Here is a 15,121-nt window from a genome sequence, read left to right on the forward strand (position 1 = left end):
CTCCGGCGCGATCACGGCCCGCATCCCGACGCCACGGGGTGCGGGCCGTTCGCATCTCGATCGCGGGTGCGGATGGGCGCCGGATAGCCTCCGCGCGTGCTGTCCCGACCGGACCCGCGCGGGCAGGGCCTGCGCCACGTCACCGCGATCCGCTACGTCACCCCGCTGCGCGAGGGCGGCTCGCTGCCCGGCCTGATGGAGGCCGACGACCTGGGCAGCTACGCGGTGAAGTTCACCGGTGCGGGCCAGGGCCGGTCGGTGCTGGTGAACGAGATCGTCGCCGGTGAGCTGGCCCGGGCGCTCGGCCTACCGGTCCCCGAGATCGTCACCGTCGACGTCGACGGCGAGCTCGGCCGCACCGAACCCGACCAGGAGGTCCAGGAGCTGCTCCGCTCCTCGGCCGGGCTGAACCTGGGGATCGACTTCCTGCCCGGGGCGCTCGACCTGGACCCGCTGGCGTTCGACGTCGGCCCGGAGTTCGCCGGGCGGGTGCTGTGGTTCGACGCGCTCGTCGGCAACGTCGACCGCTCCTGGCGCAACTCGAACATGCTGCTCTGGCACCGGCGTCCGTACCTGATCGACCACGGCGCGACGCTCACCTTCGCGCACAGCTGGGAGTCGGCGTCGCGGTTCCCGGCGAAGCCGTTCGACGCCGGCGACCACGTCCTGCTCGGCTGCCGGCCCGACCTCGACGCCGCCGACACCGCGCTCGCGCCGCTGGTCACCCGCGCGCTGCTGGACGACGTGCTCGCCCTCGTCCCCGGCGGGTGGCTGGACGGGGAGCCGGGCTTCGACTCGGCGGAGGCCGTCCGCGACGCCTACGTGACGGCACTGCTCGGCCGCGTGCAGCGGCGCGCGGAGTGGCTGCCGGGGGTGCGGGAGACCGTGCGCGCCGGCCGGCCACGCCCGGTGGACCGCGAGCCGCGCCGCCCGTCGTGGCTGCGGATCGGCGGGGTGGACGGCGGTGCGGGCCGGTGAGCGACCTCGTCACCTACGAGTACGCCCTGCTGCAGGTGGTTCCGCGGGTCGAGCGCGGGGAGTCGGTCAACGCCGGGGTGCTGCTGCACTGCCGGCGGCGCGACGTCCTCGCCGTCCGGGTGCACCTGGACCGGGAGCGGCTGGCCGCGCTCGACCCGCACTGCGACGCCGACGCCGTCGCCGACGTGCTGGAGACGATCGCGGCGGTGGCCGCGGTGCCGGAGCCGCCCCGCTCGGACCGGCACGCCACGGGCGCGCTGGCCGCCCGCGGCCCGGGGGCGGGCGAGGACATCGGACGCCGGTTCCGCAGGCTGACGACGGCACGCAGCACGATCGTCCGGCCCGGGCCCGTCCACACCGGACTGACCGCGGACCCGCACGCCGAGGCGGACCGGCTGCTGGAGCGCCTCGTGCTGCCCCTCGGCGGGTGACCGGTCCGGACGCCTGGCCCGTCCGGCGACGATCATGTTGGATCGGGGGATGGCCGACACGCACGACGGAGTGGACCCGGTCGCCCTGACCCGCTGGCTCGCCGCCGAGGCCCCGCGGGTGGTGACGGGTGACGGGCCGGTGGCCGTGCAGCGGATCTCCGGCGGGCACTCCAACCTCACCTTCCGGGTGGTCGACGCCGAGGGCACGCCGTTCGCGCTGCGCCGCCCCCCGACCGGCGGGGTGCTCGCCACCGCGCACGACATGAGCCGGGAGTGGCGGTTCCTCACCGCGCTGTCCGGGACCGGCGTCCCCGTCGCGGAGCCGGTCGCGCACTGCGAGGACACCGCCGTGATCGGCGCCGGTTTCTACCTGATGAGCTGGGTGGACGGCGTCGTCCCCGGCGACCGGGCGTCCGGCGACCCGATCCCGGAGCCGGAGCGCGAGGCCTGCGGGCTGGACACCGCCGACGTCCTCGCCGCGCTGCACGCCGTCGATCCCGGCGCCGTCGGACTGGACGACCTGCGGCGGCCCGGCCGCTACCTCGAACGCCAGCTGCGGCGCTGGCACCGGCAGGCGCACTCGGGCGCCTTCACCGATCTCGCCGCGATCGACGCCGCGCACGAGCAGCTCCTCGCCCGGATGCCCGCCGACCCGGCGGAGGGGCCGCGGATCGCGCACGGCGACTACCGGCCGGGGAACCTGTCCTACCGCGACGGCCGGGTGGCGGCCGTCTTCGACTGGGAGCTCGCGACGCTCGGCGAGCCGCTGGCCGACCTCGGCTGGCTCGTCGCGTCCTGGGAGCGCCCCGGCGACACCCGGCACACGATCACGAGCGGCCCGACCGCGGCGCCGGGCTGGCCGGAACGCGACGGCATCGCCGGCCGCTACGCCGCGCGGTCCGGCCGCCCGGTGGACGACCTGCCGTACTGGGTGGCGTTCGCGTACTGGCGGTGCGCCTGCATCGGCACCGGCGTCTGGACCCGCTACGCGCAGGGGAACATGGGTGCCGGCGCGGAGTCGGGCGCGACGCTGGAACGGCGCAGGCTCGGGGTGCTCGCCGACGCCGAGGCCGCGCTGGCCGAGCTCGCGGGCTGACGGCCCGGCGGGCTCAGCCGAGGTCCGGGTCGTCGACGAAGGTCACCCGGTCCGCCCGGTAGTTGTCGAAGACGACCTGCACCGGCCGGTCGTCCTCGTCGTGGAACAGCTGCTCGCGCAGCAGCACCGGGGCACCCGGGGCGACGCCCAGCAGCCGCCCGGTCCGGTCGTCGGCGCCCGCGGCGCCGATCTCGGTCTGCACCCGGCCCAGGCCCACCCCGAAGAAGTCGGCGAACACGACGTCGAGGGCGGCCGGCCCGGCGTACGACGGCGTGGTGAAGGAGCTCGGGAAGTAGGCCGTCCGGACGCCGATCACCTCGCCGTCGGCGCGGAAGATGTTCTCGTTCATCCGCAGCGCCGCGTCGGGGACGCCGAGCCGGTGCCGCAGCAGCGGCGTCGAGGGCACGACGCCCTGCTCGGTCATCTGCAGCGTCACCTCGGTGGCACCGAGGGCGGTCACGGTGTCCCGCAGCCGGACCGCGACACCCCGCCGGACGACGACGGTGCCGCGGCGCTGCTGGCGGTCGACGAACCCCTCGTCGGCGAGCTGCTGCAGGGCGGCCCGCACCGCGGAGCGGCTCGCGTTGAGCGACTCCATCAGCTGGTCCTCGACGAGCTTCTCGTCGACGACGAGGTAGCCGCCCCGCACGGAGGCGCGCAGCATCTCCCGCACCCGGCGCGGGAACGTGTGCCGCCCGCGGGCGGTCCCGCCGGACGCGCGGGGGTGCGGGACGGTGGTGAGCCGGCCGGGACGGGACATGGGCGGGGCCTTCCTGCGAGGGATTCCTGCTGGGGTGACCGTCGCCCGGGAACCGTCCCTCCCGGGTTACCGGCCGGGAACGATGCTGTGACCCGTGCCCGGCGCCGGTGGCGGGCACGGGCCGGGGCGTCAGAACTCCTGGAGGTTCTCGGCCAGGGTGGAGTGGGCGTAGCCGTCTCGGATCGCGCCGCGCCGCCGCAGCGCCGGTGCGAGCCCGTCGGTGATCTCGGCGATCTGCACCCGGGTCGGCGGGACGTACAGCAGGAACCCGTCCCCGCCGGCCTCCTGCATGATCTCGTCCATCTGCGCGGCGACCGTCTCCGGCGAGCCGACCAGCCCGAGGTCGGTGATCTGGAACGAGGTGGCGGCGAGCTCGCGCAGCGTCTTGCCCTCCTGCCCCTGGAACAGGTTGGCGATCGAGGAGCGCTCGCCGTTGCCGCGGGAGGTGTCGATGTCCTCGACGCGGGTGTCCGGGTCGATCCCGCCGAAGTCGATCCGGCCGCCCGAGGTGTAGGAGAGGTTCCACAGGTTGTACTCGACGGCGAGGTCGGAGCGGCGGGCGAGCTTCAGCTGCTCGGCCTTGGCCCGGGCCTCGGCGTCGCTCGCGGCGACGACCGGGCTGGCCAGGAACAGCAGCTTGACCTCGTCGGGACGGCGGCCGTGGGCGGCCATCCGGCGGTGCAGGTCCTCCCGGTAGGCCTTGATGTCGTCGACGCTCTTGCACATCGCCATCTGGGTGTCGACGTGCTTCGCGGCGAGCTCGCGGCCGGGCGCCGATCCGCCGGCCGACGCGATCGGGGGCTGCCGCTGCGGGCCGGGGATCGTGTTGAGCGGTCCACGGCTGGAGAACCAGCGGCCCTGGAAGTCGATCGGCTCGACCAGGGTGTGGTCGGCGTAGACGCCCTTGACCGGGTCGGCCAGGACCGCCCCGTCCTTCCAGCTGTTCTGCAGTGCCTTCACGACCTCGACCCACTCCTGCGCCATCTCGTAGCGCTGGTCGTGGTCGAAGTGCTTCTCGAACCCGAAGTTCTGGGCGACGCGGTCGGTCACCGAGGTGACGACGTTCATGCCGACCCGGCCCTCGGTGAGGTGGTCGAGCGTCGTGAACAGCCGCGCCGCGAGGTACGGGTGGTACTGGATCGTCGAGACGGTCGGGACGATGCCGAGGTGCTTCGTCCGCTGCGTCATCAGCGGGACCAGCGGCATCGGGTCGTTCTTCGGCGCCATGAACCCGCGGCGCAGCGACGTCTCGGCCGAGCCCTGGTAGGTGTCCTCGACCATCGCCGTGTCCTCGATGAGGACGTAGGTGAAGCCGGCCCGCTCCAGCGAGGCGGCGAGATCGACGTAGAGGTCCGGCTTCATCCAGTCGAGGTGGTTGCTGCCGGTCCAGGGGCCGTCGGCGGCCGGGTTCCAGGGCTGGATGCCGAAGCCGTTACCGAGGAACCATCCGAGGTGGAACATGCGAGGTGTCCTTCCGAGGTGCGGGTGTCAGGCGTGGGCGGCCACGAGGGCCGCCGTGTGGTCGTGGACGGGGGAGGAGAGGACCGCGCCGGTGCGGCCGTGCTCGACGACGTGGCCGTGCAGCATCACCAGCAGGTCGTCGGTGGCGAAGGCGGTGGCGGGCAGGCCGTGCGAGACGAACAGGAGCCCGGCGCCGTGCTCGCGGCAGTACCGGACGATCCGGTTGAGCACCGCGCCCTGCACCGACACGTCGAGCGCGGAGACCGCCTCGTCGCAGACGAGCAGCCCGGGGCGCACGACCATGGCCCGCGCGATCGCCATCCGCTGCCGCTGACCGCCGGACAGCTCGTGCGGGTGGCGGTCGAGCATCGCCGGCGGCAGGCCCATGTCGGCGACGGCCTCCTCCGCGACGGCGTCCGCCCGGGCCCCGGAGTGCCCGCCGAGCAGCCGGGCCGGGGTGCGGAGCGCGTCGCGCACCGTGCGCCGCGGGTCGAAGGTCGACGTCGTGTCCTGGGCGACGAGCTGGATGCGTCGCCGCAGGTCGCGGCGGCCCGCCGTGGTGGACATCCAGGCGGTCTGGGTGCGGCCGTCGATCGTGATCGTCCCGCCGGACGGCCGGTCCAGGCCCGCGATCATCCGGGCGAGCGTGGACTTGCCGGACCCGGACTCGCCGACGATGCCGATCCGGTCGCCGGCGTCGACGGTCATCGACAGTGGTGCGACGGCGGTGCGGTCGCCGAACCGCCGGGTCACCCCCTCCAGGACGACCTGCGGCGCGCTCACGCCGCGATCCCGAGCTCGTCGTCGGTCATCGTCGGCAGCTCGTCGAGACCGGCCGAGGCGAGCGTCGGGATGCAGCGCAGCAGGCCCCGCGTGTACGGGTGCGTGGCGGCGCCGAGGTCGTCCGAGCGGAGCTCCTCGACCAGCACGCCGCGGTGCATCACCAGGGTCCGGTCGGTGTAGCGCCGGCACAGCCCGATGTCGTGGCTGATCATCAGGACCGACGCGCCCTGCGTCTCGCAGAGCTCGACGAGCAGCTCCACGGCTCCCCGGGCGAGCGAGGCGTCGAGCGCGCTGGTCGGCTCGTCGGCGACGAGCAGCCGGGGCCGCCCGGCGAGCGCGATCGCGGTCATGACCCGCTGGCGCATCCCGCCGGAGAGCTCGTGCGGGCGGGCGGCCATCACCCGCCGGGTGTCGGTGAGCCCGACCCGGGTCAGCCACTCCCGGGCGGCGTCGGCGGCCTCGGCGCGGCCGTCCACCCCGCCCGCGCCGCGCAGCACGGCGACGAGCTGGCTCCCGACCGTCCACAACGGGTCGAGGGAGGTCATGGCGTCCTGGAAGACCATCGACATCCCCGGGGTGCGCTGCGGCAGCCGGGTCAGCTCGCGGCGCAGCGGGACGCCGGCGAACTCCATCCGCCGCGCCTCGACGGTCGCGACCCGCTGGTCGATGAACCCGGCGACCGCGAGCCCCAGGGTCGACTTGCCCGACCCCGACTCGCCGACCAGCGCGATCCGCTCACCGGGGCGCACCGTGAGGTCCACCCCGCGCACCGCGTGCGACGTGCCGTACCGCACGTCGAGTCCCTCGACCGCCAGCACCGGGTCCGCGGGCACGGGACCCGCCGGTGCCGCCGGTGCCGCCTGCGCGGTGTCCATCTGCGCGGTCATGAGCCCTCCAGGGTCAGCTGCGAGTAGTCGATGGTGTTGTCGGTGCGGAACACGTAGCCGCCGACGTCGCCGCGGAAGGCATTGAGCGGCTGGACGTAGGCCATCCAGATGGTCGGGACGTCGCTCTGGATCCGGCGCTGCGCGGCGTTCCAGGAGCGCCCCGCCGTGACCGAGAGCGGGTCGCCCGCCGCGTTGCCCGCGGCCAGCGCCGTGTCGAACCGGGAGTCCTCCCAGTCCGGCCAGTTGATCGGCGAGTCGGCGGTGTAGAACAGCGCCAGCTCGTAGGGCGGGGACTGGACGACGGCGTAGTCGCGGCCCATCGACGCCTGGAAGGTCTTGGCGGCGAGCCCCTCGTTGAACGCGGCCGACGGGACCGGCTCGATGGTGATCGCGAACCCGGCGTCGCGGGCCGCGGTCTGGATCTGGACCGCCGCCTCCTGCAGGTCCGGGACACTGGCGTTCACGGTCAGGGTGAAGGCGACCGGCTCGGTGTGGCCGGCCTCGGCGAGGATCCGGCGCGCCTCGGCCGGGTCGTAGCGGAACGGCACGAGGCCGTCGCCGTCGTAGCCGGGTGCGCCGGGGGACAGCATCCCGGCCAGCTGCTCCGCGCGTCCCTTGTAGACGTCGGAGACGATCTGCTCGTAGGGCACCGCGCGGGCCAGCGCCCGGCGGACCGCGACGTCGTCGAAGGGGGCCATGGTCGTGGTCAGCGGCATGTAGACCATCGCGTTGGTGGGGGCGCTGAACACCTGCGCCCCGGTCTCCGCGATCCCGACCTGGTCCGCGGGCCGCAGCTGCGCCGCGACGTGCGTGTCGCCCTGGGCGAGCAGGTTCGCCCGGATCCCGGCGTCGGCGACGACCCGCTGGATGATCCGCCGCACCGGCGGTGCGCCGCCGGCGTAGTCCTCGTTGCGGACGTAGGTCGTCTGCTGGCCGGGGGTGAAGCTCTCCAGGCCGTAGGCGCCGTAGCCCCAGTTCCCGTTGCTCGCCGACCACTCCACCGCGTACGGGTCGTCGGGCGTGACGTGCGCCTTCAGGACCGTTGTGTCGTAGATCGCCGCGGTCGTGTTGGACAGCAGCGACAGCAGGGTGAACCCGTAGCCCGGCTCGTCGACGGTGAAGGACACCGTCATCGGGTCGAGCACCCGGATCTGGCGTTCCGGGTCGACGATCACCGGCGCGTTCACGAACGGGACGATCGAGGTGGCGGTGGCGAACTTGCGCTCGTAGGACCAGCGGACGTCCTCGGCGGTGACCGGGTTCCCGGCGGTGGAACGGGCGTCCGGGTCCAGGTGGAAGGTGTAGGTGAGCCGGTCCGGGCTGACCTCGTAGCGCTCGGCGAGCAGCGGCTCGAAGCGGTAGAGGTCCTGGTGCCGGGCCTGCCCGCCGCTGCCGTCGACGTAGGGGTTGCGCAGCAGCGTGGCGTTGGTGTTGGCGAGGTACTCGGCGCTCTCGTAGCCGGTGCCGTTGGAGTCCTGGGCGAAGGACTGAGCCTGCGCCCCCGTCACGATGACGACGGTGTCCCGCTCCGCCTCCACCGCGCCGGCACCGCAGCCGGTGACCAGCACGGCGAGCGCGGCGACGAGACCGGCCAGCGGCGCGCGGCGGCCGGCGCTCACCGGGCACCCCCGGCGAACAGCGCGCGGGCGGCACCGGCGGCCGAGGCCACCGCGAGACCCAGCGCCAGTGCGGGGAACAGCGCCCCCCACCAGCGGCCGACGGCGGCGTCGGTCGCCTCGAGCGCCAGCATCGAGCCCCACTCCGGGATCGGCGGCACGATGCCGACCCCGAGGAAGCCGAGCCCGGCGCAGAAGATGACGGCGATCCCGAAGATCGCCGAGGTGTTCTCCAGCGCCGCGTGCGAGGCGTTCGGCAGGACGTGCCGGACGATCAGGGCGGGCTCGCTCTCCCCGGACATCCGGGCGGCGTCGACGTAGCCCTCCGACCGGACCCGGAGGACCTCGACCCGGACGAGCCGGGCCTGCACCGGCAGGAGCAGCAGCGCCAGCGCCAGGACCATGACGAGCGGCTCGCGGCCGAAGAACGACAGCAGCACGAGACCACCGATCACGGTGGGCACGGCCTGGACGAGGTCGATGCCCCGGGCGGTGGCACGGGCGGCGATCCCGGCCGGGCCGCGACGGGCCTCGTTCATGCCGGTGACCAGGCCGACGACGAGCGCGGCGAGGGTGCTGAGCACCGTCACCGACAGCGCGATCAGCACGTCGAGCCGGGTGGCGGTGAGGACGCGGGAGAACACGTCCATCCCGTTGGTGTCGGTGCCGAACCAGTGCGCCGACGACGGCGGCGACGACGGCGTCGCGACCACGCTCTGCGGGTCCCACGGCGCCAGCAGCGGACCGACGACGGCGAGCACCAGCAGCAGCGCGAAGGGGAGCGCGAGGAGCGGGCGGGCGAGCCGGGGCCGGGCCGCGGGGCGTGGCCCCGTGACCTCCCCCGGGGTGAGGACGGCGGCAGTCATGTTCACTCCCCGGTGACCGCGCCGGGACGTCGCCGGACGTCCAGGGTCATGGTCACGAGATCGACGACGAGGTAGATCACCAGGCAGGACGCCGCGGTGACCACGAGGAACGAGCGGAGCGCGACCACGTCGGCGGTGGTGACGGCGTCGACGGCGTACTGACCGAGCCCGCCGAGCGCGAACATCGACTCGAGCACCACCGCGCCACCCATGAGGTAGCCGAACAGCATCCCGATCGTCGCCACCATCGCCGGCGCGGCGCGGCGGTAGACCGAGAGCACCACGACGCGGCGGGGTGCGCCGGTCGCGATCCGGAAGCGGGTCGCGGGTGCGTCGATCGCCTCGTCGAGACCGACCAGCAGCATCTTGATCAGGATCGCCGAGTGGGCGGCGATCATGACGAGCACCGGGAGCAGGAGGTGCCCGGCGAGCGAGGCGAACGCCTCCCCGTTGCCGGTGAGCAGGGCGTCGAGCAGGGTGAACCCGGTGACGGTGTCCGGGGCGGGCACCATCGGCGACGTCCGTCCCGACGGGGCGGGCGCCCAGCTCAGCGCCGCGTAGAACACGAAGACCGCGGCGATGGCCAGCACGAACTCGGGGATCGCACCGGCGGAGCGGGCATAGCCGACGACGACCCGGGAGAACCAGGACCCGCGGCGGGTGACCGCGAACCACGACACCACCAGGGTGGCGACGGTCGAGCCGACCAGGCCCAGGAGTGCCAGCTCGAGGGTGGCGGGGAGCCGGGTCGCGAGCTCACCGGCGACGTCGCGGCCGGTCGCCAGCGAGGTGCCGAGATCGAGGGAGACGAGATCGCCCAGGAAGCGGCCGAGCCGCTCCCACCAGGGCCCGTCCAGCCCGAGGTCGGCCCGGGCCGACGCGTAGTCCTCGGCGGAGAGCCGGCCGCCGGTGAGCGCGACGACGGGGTCGCCGGGGATCAGGGAGACCAGGAAGAACGCGACGACGGCGAACACGAGCACGTGGACCGGCAGCATCGCCGTCCTGGTGACCCACCAGCGGTGCCGGTCGAACCACCGGCCCGTTCCGGGGGACGTGTCGGGGACCGGCGCCACGGCCTGGTCGGTGTCCGGGAACCGCACGGTGACCTCCTCTGAAGTCGGATCGGGGGTCGGGCGGCACCCCGGTGTGCCCGTCCGGTCCGCCCGGGAGCCCGGGCGGGGGAGTGCTGGGGAGAAGCCTCGACGGCGGGTGTTGCGTCCGGTGTCCGTCACCGTCACGGTCGATTTGCGCGACCGGTGCCGGGACGGTCGTCGCAGGTCAGCGCCGTCGGGGCGGGGAAATACGCGGGTGTCAGGCCCGCACGCCGGTCAGCGCACCGACGACGGGGGCCCACCGCTCGACGTAGCCGGCCAGGGCCGCCCCGCCGGTGGGGTCGTCGTCGAGCAGGTAGAGGCCCGGCACGGCGCACGTGCCGCCCAGCTCCGTCAGCACCGGCCGCAGCAGCAGGTCCGGTGCCATCGCGTGCGCCGGCCCGGCACCGAGCATGAGCGGGACGGCCACCACGCCCTCGAGCCCGGTCCCGCCCGCGAACTGGTCGAGGAACAGCTTCAGCAGCCCGGTGTAGGTGGCCTTGAAGGTGGGGCTCGCCATCACGACGAGATCCGACCCGCGGACGGTGTCGACGGCCGCGGTGACCGCCGGGTCGCCCCAGCCCAGCAGCCCGGGGCCGAGCTCCGCGAGCTCGACGACGTGGTCGGGCTCCCGCCCGGTGAGCGAGCGGGCCAGCAGCTCGCCGGCCGCCCGGGTGCGGGAGCCGGGCTTCGGGTTGCCGACGACGACGGTGACGGTCACAGGTGCTCCAGGTGCCGGGCGGTGGGGTGGGTGGTCGCGAGCGGTGCCGCGGGGTGGCGCCGGGTGCGGGCGAGCACGCCGGCGGGGTCGTGCAGGTCGGCGGGGTCGCGCGGGTCGGCGGGATCCCGTGTGAGGTGGGTGAGCACCTCGGCGGGATCGGCGACGACCAGGCCGTGCCGGTGCGCGATCCGCACCGCCGTCGCCGGGTCGGCCAGCCCGGTGCCCGTGCCGACCAGGCCGGCGGCCAGCGCGACCGGGGGGAGCCCGGCCGCGCGGCACAGCGCCACCGCGGCCTCGTCGGCCCCGGCGCCACCGGGCCCGCCGCCCTCCGCGACGCGGACCGGGAGCAGGTGCCCCGGCCGGCGCAGGTCGTCGGGCCGGGAGGCCGGATCGGCCAGCACGCGGGCGGTGAGCGCGCGGTCGACGGCGCTGATGCCGGTGCCGACCCCCTCGGCGTCGACCGAGACGGTGACGGCGCCGCAGCGGGTGCCCGGATCGGCCCGCAGGGCGGGCAACCGCAGCCCGTCGGCGCGGCCGGGTTCCATCGGGACCCGCAGCAGCCCGGAGGTGTGCCGGATCAGCCACGCGGTCCAGGCGGTCCCGGCGAGCGCGGCGGGGAGCACGGCGTCGCACGGCCGGTCGCCGTGCCGCGGGGCGAGCACGACCGGCCGCCCCGCCCGGAACGCCGCGACGGCCGCGGCGACGGACCCGGCCGGTGCCGCCGGGATCACGCGGCGTCCTCGACCAGCCGGTGGAACCGGCTGGCCTGGAACACGATGGGGGCGACGCCGTCGTGGGTCTGGAGCGCCTCGACGCGCAGCAGCGCGAGGACGTGGTCACCGGCGTCGACGACGTCGTGCAGCGAGCAGTCCAGCCAGGCCGCGGCCCCGGTGAGCAGGACCGCCCCCTCCGGTGTCGCGTGGTGGACGAGCCCGGCGAACCGGCCGGCCGCGGGCCCGGCGAGCTGCCGGCAGGCCGACGCCTGGTCGGCCCCCAGCACGGATACCCCGAGCCGGTCGCGGTCGGCGAGCAGCGGCCAGGTCGTCGACGACCGTTGCACGCAGATCGAGACCAGTGGCGGGTCCATCGAGACGGAGACGAAGGAGCTCGCGGCGATGCCGACGGGGACGCCGTCGCGCAGCGCGCACAGCGCCGTCACACCGCTCGGGAACGCCCCGTAGGCACGCCGCAGGTCGGCGGTCTCCCGGATGTCGGGCACGATCATGGTGGCCTCCTCGAATGTGCCGATGGAGGACACCGAACCGGGGCGCGGTTGCCGATCCGTTACGCCGGACGATCCGCCGATTTGCGCGACCGGGGGCGGCGGGGCCCGGTGCCGTGACCTGCCCGGACCGGGCACGCCGGCGGGAAAACGCCCGGCACACGACGGCGACGGTTCCCGGCCGCGGGCCCGCGGCGTAACCTCGCCGGCACGCCGGGTGATCACCGTGGAGCGCGGGCGGCCGGCGTGCGTCACACTGTCGACACCGGCGACGCCGTCGACGCCGTCGCCACCGCACGACCACGCGCACGAGACCGGGGAGACCGACGATGTCCGAGGCCGACGACCGGACCCGTGAGATGAGCCGCTCCACCCGGCGGGCCCCGCACGGGCCGGCGGTGCAGGGGAGCCGGCTGTGGGCCGGCGGCGTCGCGACCGCGGTGATCGCCGCGCTGATCGCGGTCGTCGGGTTCCTGATCGTGCGGGTGCTGCTGCAGATCCCCTACCTGGCGCCGATCGAGACGGACGCCGTGGGCGGCTGGGACGGCGCCGTGCAGCTCGCGATCGTCGCCGCGCTGGCCGCGCTGGCCGCCACCGGGCTGGCCCAGATCCTGCTCATGGCCGTGCCCAGCCCGATGGCGTACTTCGGGTGGATCGCGGGCCTGCTCACCGCCGTCGCGACGGTCTACCCGCTGGCGCTGTCGACCGAGCCGCTGACCGTCCGGATCGCGACCGCGGCGATCCACCTGGTGATCGGCATGGCGATCATCAGCCTGGTGACCACGACGGTCACCAGCGCCTCCACCCGCGCCTGAGGCGCCCCGGTCAGGTCCCGACCGGGACGCGGGCGTCGCCGAGGCGGACCGGCAGGCTCCGGTAGCCGCGCAGCACGCGGGTGCCCCGCAGCTCGGCGGGACCGGCGGAGCGCAGGTCCGGGTAGCGGTCGAACAGCGCCCGCAGCCCGACCTCGCCCTCCATCTTCGCCAGCGCTGCACCGAGGCAGTAGTGGATGCCCTGGCTGAACGCGACGTGCTTGTCGGCGCCGACGCGGCCGACGTCGAAGCGGTCCGGCTCCGGGAACACCTCCGGGTCCCGGTTGGCGCCGCCGAGGTGGGTGAGCACCAGCGCGCCCCGGCGGACCGGGAACCCGCACACCTCGGTGTCGCGCGCGGCGACCCGCCCGGTGCGCTGCACGGGGGAGTCCAGCCGCAGGATCTCGTCGACGGCGTTCGGCCACAGCGACGGGTCCGCGGCCAGACGCTCCCGCTGGTCCGGGTGCGCGAGCAGCAGCTTGGTGCCGTTGCCGATGAGGTTGACCGTCGTCTCGAACCCGGCGGCGAGCAGCAGCAGGGCGAGCGAGAGCAGCTCGTCGGAGGTGAGGCGGCCCTCCTCGGAGTCGTAGGCGTGCACCAGGGAGGACAGGATGCTGTCGTTCGGGTGCGCGCGCAGGTGGTCGAAGTGCCCGGACATCCATTCCGCGAGCGCGTCGATGTCCTTCTCCGACCGGCGGAACATGGCGTAGCTCAGGCCCATGTCCAGCGAGTACGCGCCGCCCTCGCCCCACTGGAGGAACTGCTCGCGCATCTCGACCGGTGCGCCGAGCATCTCGGCGATCACCGTCGCCGGGAGCAGCGAGGCGTACTCGGCGATCACGTCGGCCCGCCGGTCGGCACCGGTCCGGGCCTCCATCTCGTCGAGCAGGTCGGCGGCCACCTCCTCGGTGCGGGTGCGCAGCCGGGCGATCGCCTTGGCGCTGAACGACCGCGTGACGAGCTTGCGGATCCGGTTGTGGTCGGGCGGGTCGATCGACAGCAACGACGGCGGCTCGGCCGGCCCGAGCGGCCACGTCCCGCCCGCGCTCATCAGGGCCTTGAGCAGGCCGGGGGCGTTCTCCGGCATCCGCATCCCGACGCAGAAGTCGGGGCTGCGCAGCACCGCCGTGGTGATCTCGTGGTCGACGGTGGTCCAGCTCAGCGCCGAGCGCACCATCCGGCCCTGCGCGCGGATCTCCTCGTAGGCCGGGAACGGGTCCCGCACCGCGTCCGGGTGGACGATCATCCGTGCGCCGAGGTCACCCTTGTCGGACTGCCGGGTCACCTCGCGCCGCACGGCCCCGTGCCGCATCACCCATCGGATCCAGCGTCGCGCACCGCGCGATCCCGCCATGTCGACCTCCCGCGTCGTCAGCTCGTCCGCGAACCTACTCCCGGTAACCTACTCCCGGTAACCATCTTTCGGCCATCCCTGCCGCACCCCGTCCCCCGGGCGGCGGGTAGTACTGGAGGCATGTCCGCTCCCGACGGCCCGCGCCTGCTCGCGGTCAGTGACCTGCACGTGCGTCACGCGGAGAACCGGGAGATCGCCGAGGCGATCACCCCCGGCCACCCGGGGGACTGGCTGATCGTCGCCGGCGACGTGGACGAGCGGATCGAGAGCGTCGCCGGGACGCTGGAGATGCTCCGCGCCCGGTTCGGCACCGTGCTGTGGGTCCCGGGCAACCACGAGCTGTGGACCCGCGGGAAGAACGCCGACGCCGACGACGGCGAGCAGCTCGCCGGCGTCGCGCGCTACGACGAGCTCGTCCGCCGCTGCCGGGGGATCGGCGTGCTCACCCCGGAGGACGAGTACCCGGTGTGGGACGGGCCGGGCGGACCGGCCGTCGTCGCGCCGCTGTTCGTGCCCTACGACTACTCGTTCCTGCCGCCGGGGACCGCGTCGTCCGACGAGGGGCTGGCCGCCGCGCGCGCGGCCGGGGTGGTCTGCACCGACGAGTACCTGATGCACCCCGATCCGCACCCGAGCCGGCAGGCCTGGAGCGCGGACCGGGTGGCGACGACGGCGGCCCGTCTCGACACGCTCGACCCCGGGCTGCCGACGGTGCTGGTCAACCACTGGCCGCTGGTGCGCGAGCCCTGCGACGTACTCTGGTACCCGGAGTTCGCGCTGTGGTGCGGTACGACGGCGACCGCGGACTGGCGCCGCCGCTACCGCGCGCGGGCGGTCGTGCACGGCCACCTGCACATTCCGCGGACCGTCGTGGTCGACGACGTCCCGTTCGTCGAGGTCTCGCTGGGCTACCCGCGCGAGTGGCGCCGGCACTCCGAGCGCGTCGGCAGCCACTTCCCGGACCTGCTGCCGCGCACGGTGTTACCCATGTAACAGTAAGGTAAGGCTTACCTTGCTATACCCTCGGGGGTCGTCGACCCGAG

Annotated in this window: 16 protein-coding genes; 5 read left to right on the top strand and 11 right to left on the bottom strand. The window is 74.6% G+C overall.

Annotated elements, in window-relative coordinates; translation table 11 throughout:
* The first annotated feature begins 96 nt into the window (after nucleotides 1–96).
* The 3 genes from AD017_RS22860 to AD017_RS22870 are packed head-to-tail and all read left to right on the top strand — an operon-like array spanning nucleotide 97 to nucleotide 2,505.
* On the top strand, nucleotides 97–978 hold the full coding sequence (locus AD017_RS22860) for a HipA family kinase (protein WP_174521763.1): 882 nt from the start codon (nucleotides 97–99) through the stop codon (nucleotides 976–978).
* The gene (locus AD017_RS22865) at nucleotides 975–1,409 is read left to right on the top strand and encodes a DUF3037 domain-containing protein (protein WP_010225459.1); all 435 of its coding nucleotides are present in this window, start codon (nucleotides 975–977) and stop codon (nucleotides 1,407–1,409) included. The genes AD017_RS22860 and AD017_RS22865 overlap by 4 nt, the downstream gene beginning before the upstream one ends.
* Nucleotides 1,410–1,458: 49 nt before the next feature.
* Entirely contained in the window at nucleotides 1,459–2,505 is a 1,047-nt protein-coding gene (locus AD017_RS22870) for a phosphotransferase family protein (protein WP_010225457.1), read from the top strand.
* A gap of 13 nt (nucleotides 2,506–2,518) precedes the next feature.
* Here the strand turns inward: AD017_RS22870 and AD017_RS22875 are convergent, their stop codons facing one another.
* From AD017_RS22875 to AD017_RS22920, 10 genes are all read right to left on the bottom strand, one after another.
* Nucleotides 2,519–3,265 (bottom strand): GntR family transcriptional regulator, encoded by a 747-nt coding sequence (locus AD017_RS22875; protein WP_010225455.1) that lies wholly within the window; start codon nucleotides 3,263–3,265, stop codon nucleotides 2,519–2,521.
* 129 nt (nucleotides 3,266–3,394) lie between these two features.
* Entirely contained in the window at nucleotides 3,395–4,726 is a 1,332-nt protein-coding gene (locus tag AD017_RS22880) for an NtaA/DmoA family FMN-dependent monooxygenase (RefSeq protein ID WP_060575506.1), read from the bottom strand.
* Between the two features lie 27 nt (nucleotides 4,727–4,753).
* Entirely contained in the window at nucleotides 4,754–5,509 is a 756-nt protein-coding gene (locus AD017_RS22885; RefSeq protein ID WP_010225451.1) for an ABC transporter ATP-binding protein, read from the bottom strand.
* Nucleotides 5,506–6,396 (bottom strand): ABC transporter ATP-binding protein, encoded by an 891-nt coding sequence (locus tag AD017_RS22890; RefSeq protein WP_139316815.1) that lies wholly within the window; start codon nucleotides 6,394–6,396, stop codon nucleotides 5,506–5,508. Before AD017_RS22890 ends, AD017_RS22885 begins: the two co-directional genes overlap by 4 nt.
* Complete coding sequence (locus tag AD017_RS22895) at nucleotides 6,393–8,015, bottom strand: ABC transporter substrate-binding protein (RefSeq protein WP_060575507.1); 1,623 nt, start codon at nucleotides 8,013–8,015, stop codon at nucleotides 6,393–6,395. The genes AD017_RS22890 and AD017_RS22895 overlap by 4 nt, the downstream gene beginning before the upstream one ends.
* The gene (locus AD017_RS22900; RefSeq protein ID WP_060575508.1) at nucleotides 8,012–8,878 is read right to left on the bottom strand and encodes an ABC transporter permease; all 867 of its coding nucleotides are present in this window, start codon (nucleotides 8,876–8,878) and stop codon (nucleotides 8,012–8,014) included. Before AD017_RS22900 ends, AD017_RS22895 begins: the two co-directional genes overlap by 4 nt.
* A gap of 2 nt (nucleotides 8,879–8,880) precedes the next feature.
* On the bottom strand, nucleotides 8,881–9,978 hold the full coding sequence (locus tag AD017_RS22905; RefSeq protein WP_060575509.1) for an ABC transporter permease: 1,098 nt from the start codon (nucleotides 9,976–9,978) through the stop codon (nucleotides 8,881–8,883).
* A gap of 211 nt (nucleotides 9,979–10,189) precedes the next feature.
* Nucleotides 10,190–10,690, bottom strand: a complete 501-nt coding sequence (locus tag AD017_RS22910; RefSeq protein ID WP_060575510.1) for an NADPH-dependent FMN reductase — start codon at nucleotides 10,688–10,690, stop codon at nucleotides 10,190–10,192.
* Entirely contained in the window at nucleotides 10,687–11,421 is a 735-nt protein-coding gene (locus AD017_RS22915; protein WP_060575511.1) for a 3,4-dihydroxy-2-butanone-4-phosphate synthase, read from the bottom strand. Before AD017_RS22915 ends, AD017_RS22910 begins: the two co-directional genes overlap by 4 nt.
* Nucleotides 11,418–11,915, bottom strand: a complete 498-nt coding sequence (locus tag AD017_RS22920) for a flavin reductase family protein (RefSeq protein WP_029239126.1) — start codon at nucleotides 11,913–11,915, stop codon at nucleotides 11,418–11,420. Before AD017_RS22920 ends, AD017_RS22915 begins: the two co-directional genes overlap by 4 nt.
* Before the next feature lie 326 nt (nucleotides 11,916–12,241).
* On the opposite strand from AD017_RS22920, the gene AD017_RS22925 reads away from it, so the two are divergent.
* On the top strand, nucleotides 12,242–12,727 hold the full coding sequence (locus tag AD017_RS22925) for a DUF6069 family protein (protein ID WP_060575512.1): 486 nt from the start codon (nucleotides 12,242–12,244) through the stop codon (nucleotides 12,725–12,727).
* Nucleotides 12,728–12,737: 10 nt separating this feature from the next.
* On the opposite strand, the gene AD017_RS22930 is transcribed toward AD017_RS22925, so the two are convergent.
* The gene (locus AD017_RS22930; protein WP_060575513.1) at nucleotides 12,738–14,078 is read right to left on the bottom strand and encodes a cytochrome P450; all 1,341 of its coding nucleotides are present in this window, start codon (nucleotides 14,076–14,078) and stop codon (nucleotides 12,738–12,740) included.
* Between the two features lie 120 nt (nucleotides 14,079–14,198).
* Here AD017_RS22930 and AD017_RS22935 point away from each other — a divergent pair, with 120 nt between their 5' ends.
* The gene (locus AD017_RS22935; protein ID WP_060575514.1) at nucleotides 14,199–15,071 is read left to right on the top strand and encodes a metallophosphoesterase; all 873 of its coding nucleotides are present in this window, start codon (nucleotides 14,199–14,201) and stop codon (nucleotides 15,069–15,071) included.
* Nucleotides 15,072–15,121 lie beyond the last annotated feature (50 nt).

It is taken from the genome of Pseudonocardia sp. EC080619-01, from assembly GCF_001420995.1.
Taxonomy (GTDB): domain Bacteria; phylum Actinomycetota; class Actinomycetes; order Mycobacteriales; family Pseudonocardiaceae; genus Pseudonocardia.

What these genes read in the sequence shown, in the direction of transcription:
- AD017_RS22900 (WP_060575508.1), bottom strand. Translation starts at nt 8,878, where the DNA reads ATGACTGCCGCCGTCCTCACCCCGGGGGAGGTCACGGGGCCACGCCCC.
- AD017_RS22935 (WP_060575514.1), top strand. Translation starts at nt 14,199, where the DNA reads ATGTCCGCTCCCGACGGCCCGCGCCTGCTCGCGGTCAGTGACCTGCAC.
- AD017_RS22880 (WP_060575506.1), bottom strand. Translation starts at nt 4,726, where the DNA reads ATGTTCCACCTCGGATGGTTCCTCGGTAACGGCTTCGGCATCCAGCCC.
- AD017_RS22925 (WP_060575512.1), top strand. Translation starts at nt 12,242, where the DNA reads ATGTCCGAGGCCGACGACCGGACCCGTGAGATGAGCCGCTCCACCCGG.
- AD017_RS22870 (WP_010225457.1), top strand. Translation starts at nt 1,459, where the DNA reads ATGGCCGACACGCACGACGGAGTGGACCCGGTCGCCCTGACCCGCTGG.
- AD017_RS22930 (WP_060575513.1), bottom strand. Translation starts at nt 14,078, where the DNA reads ATGGCGGGATCGCGCGGTGCGCGACGCTGGATCCGATGGGTGATGCGG.
- AD017_RS22875 (WP_010225455.1), bottom strand. Translation starts at nt 3,265, where the DNA reads ATGTCCCGTCCCGGCCGGCTCACCACCGTCCCGCACCCCCGCGCGTCC.
- AD017_RS22920 (WP_029239126.1), bottom strand. Translation starts at nt 11,915, where the DNA reads ATGATCGTGCCCGACATCCGGGAGACCGCCGACCTGCGGCGTGCCTAC.
- AD017_RS22890 (WP_139316815.1), bottom strand. Translation starts at nt 6,396, where the DNA reads ATGACCGCGCAGATGGACACCGCGCAGGCGGCACCGGCGGCACCGGCG.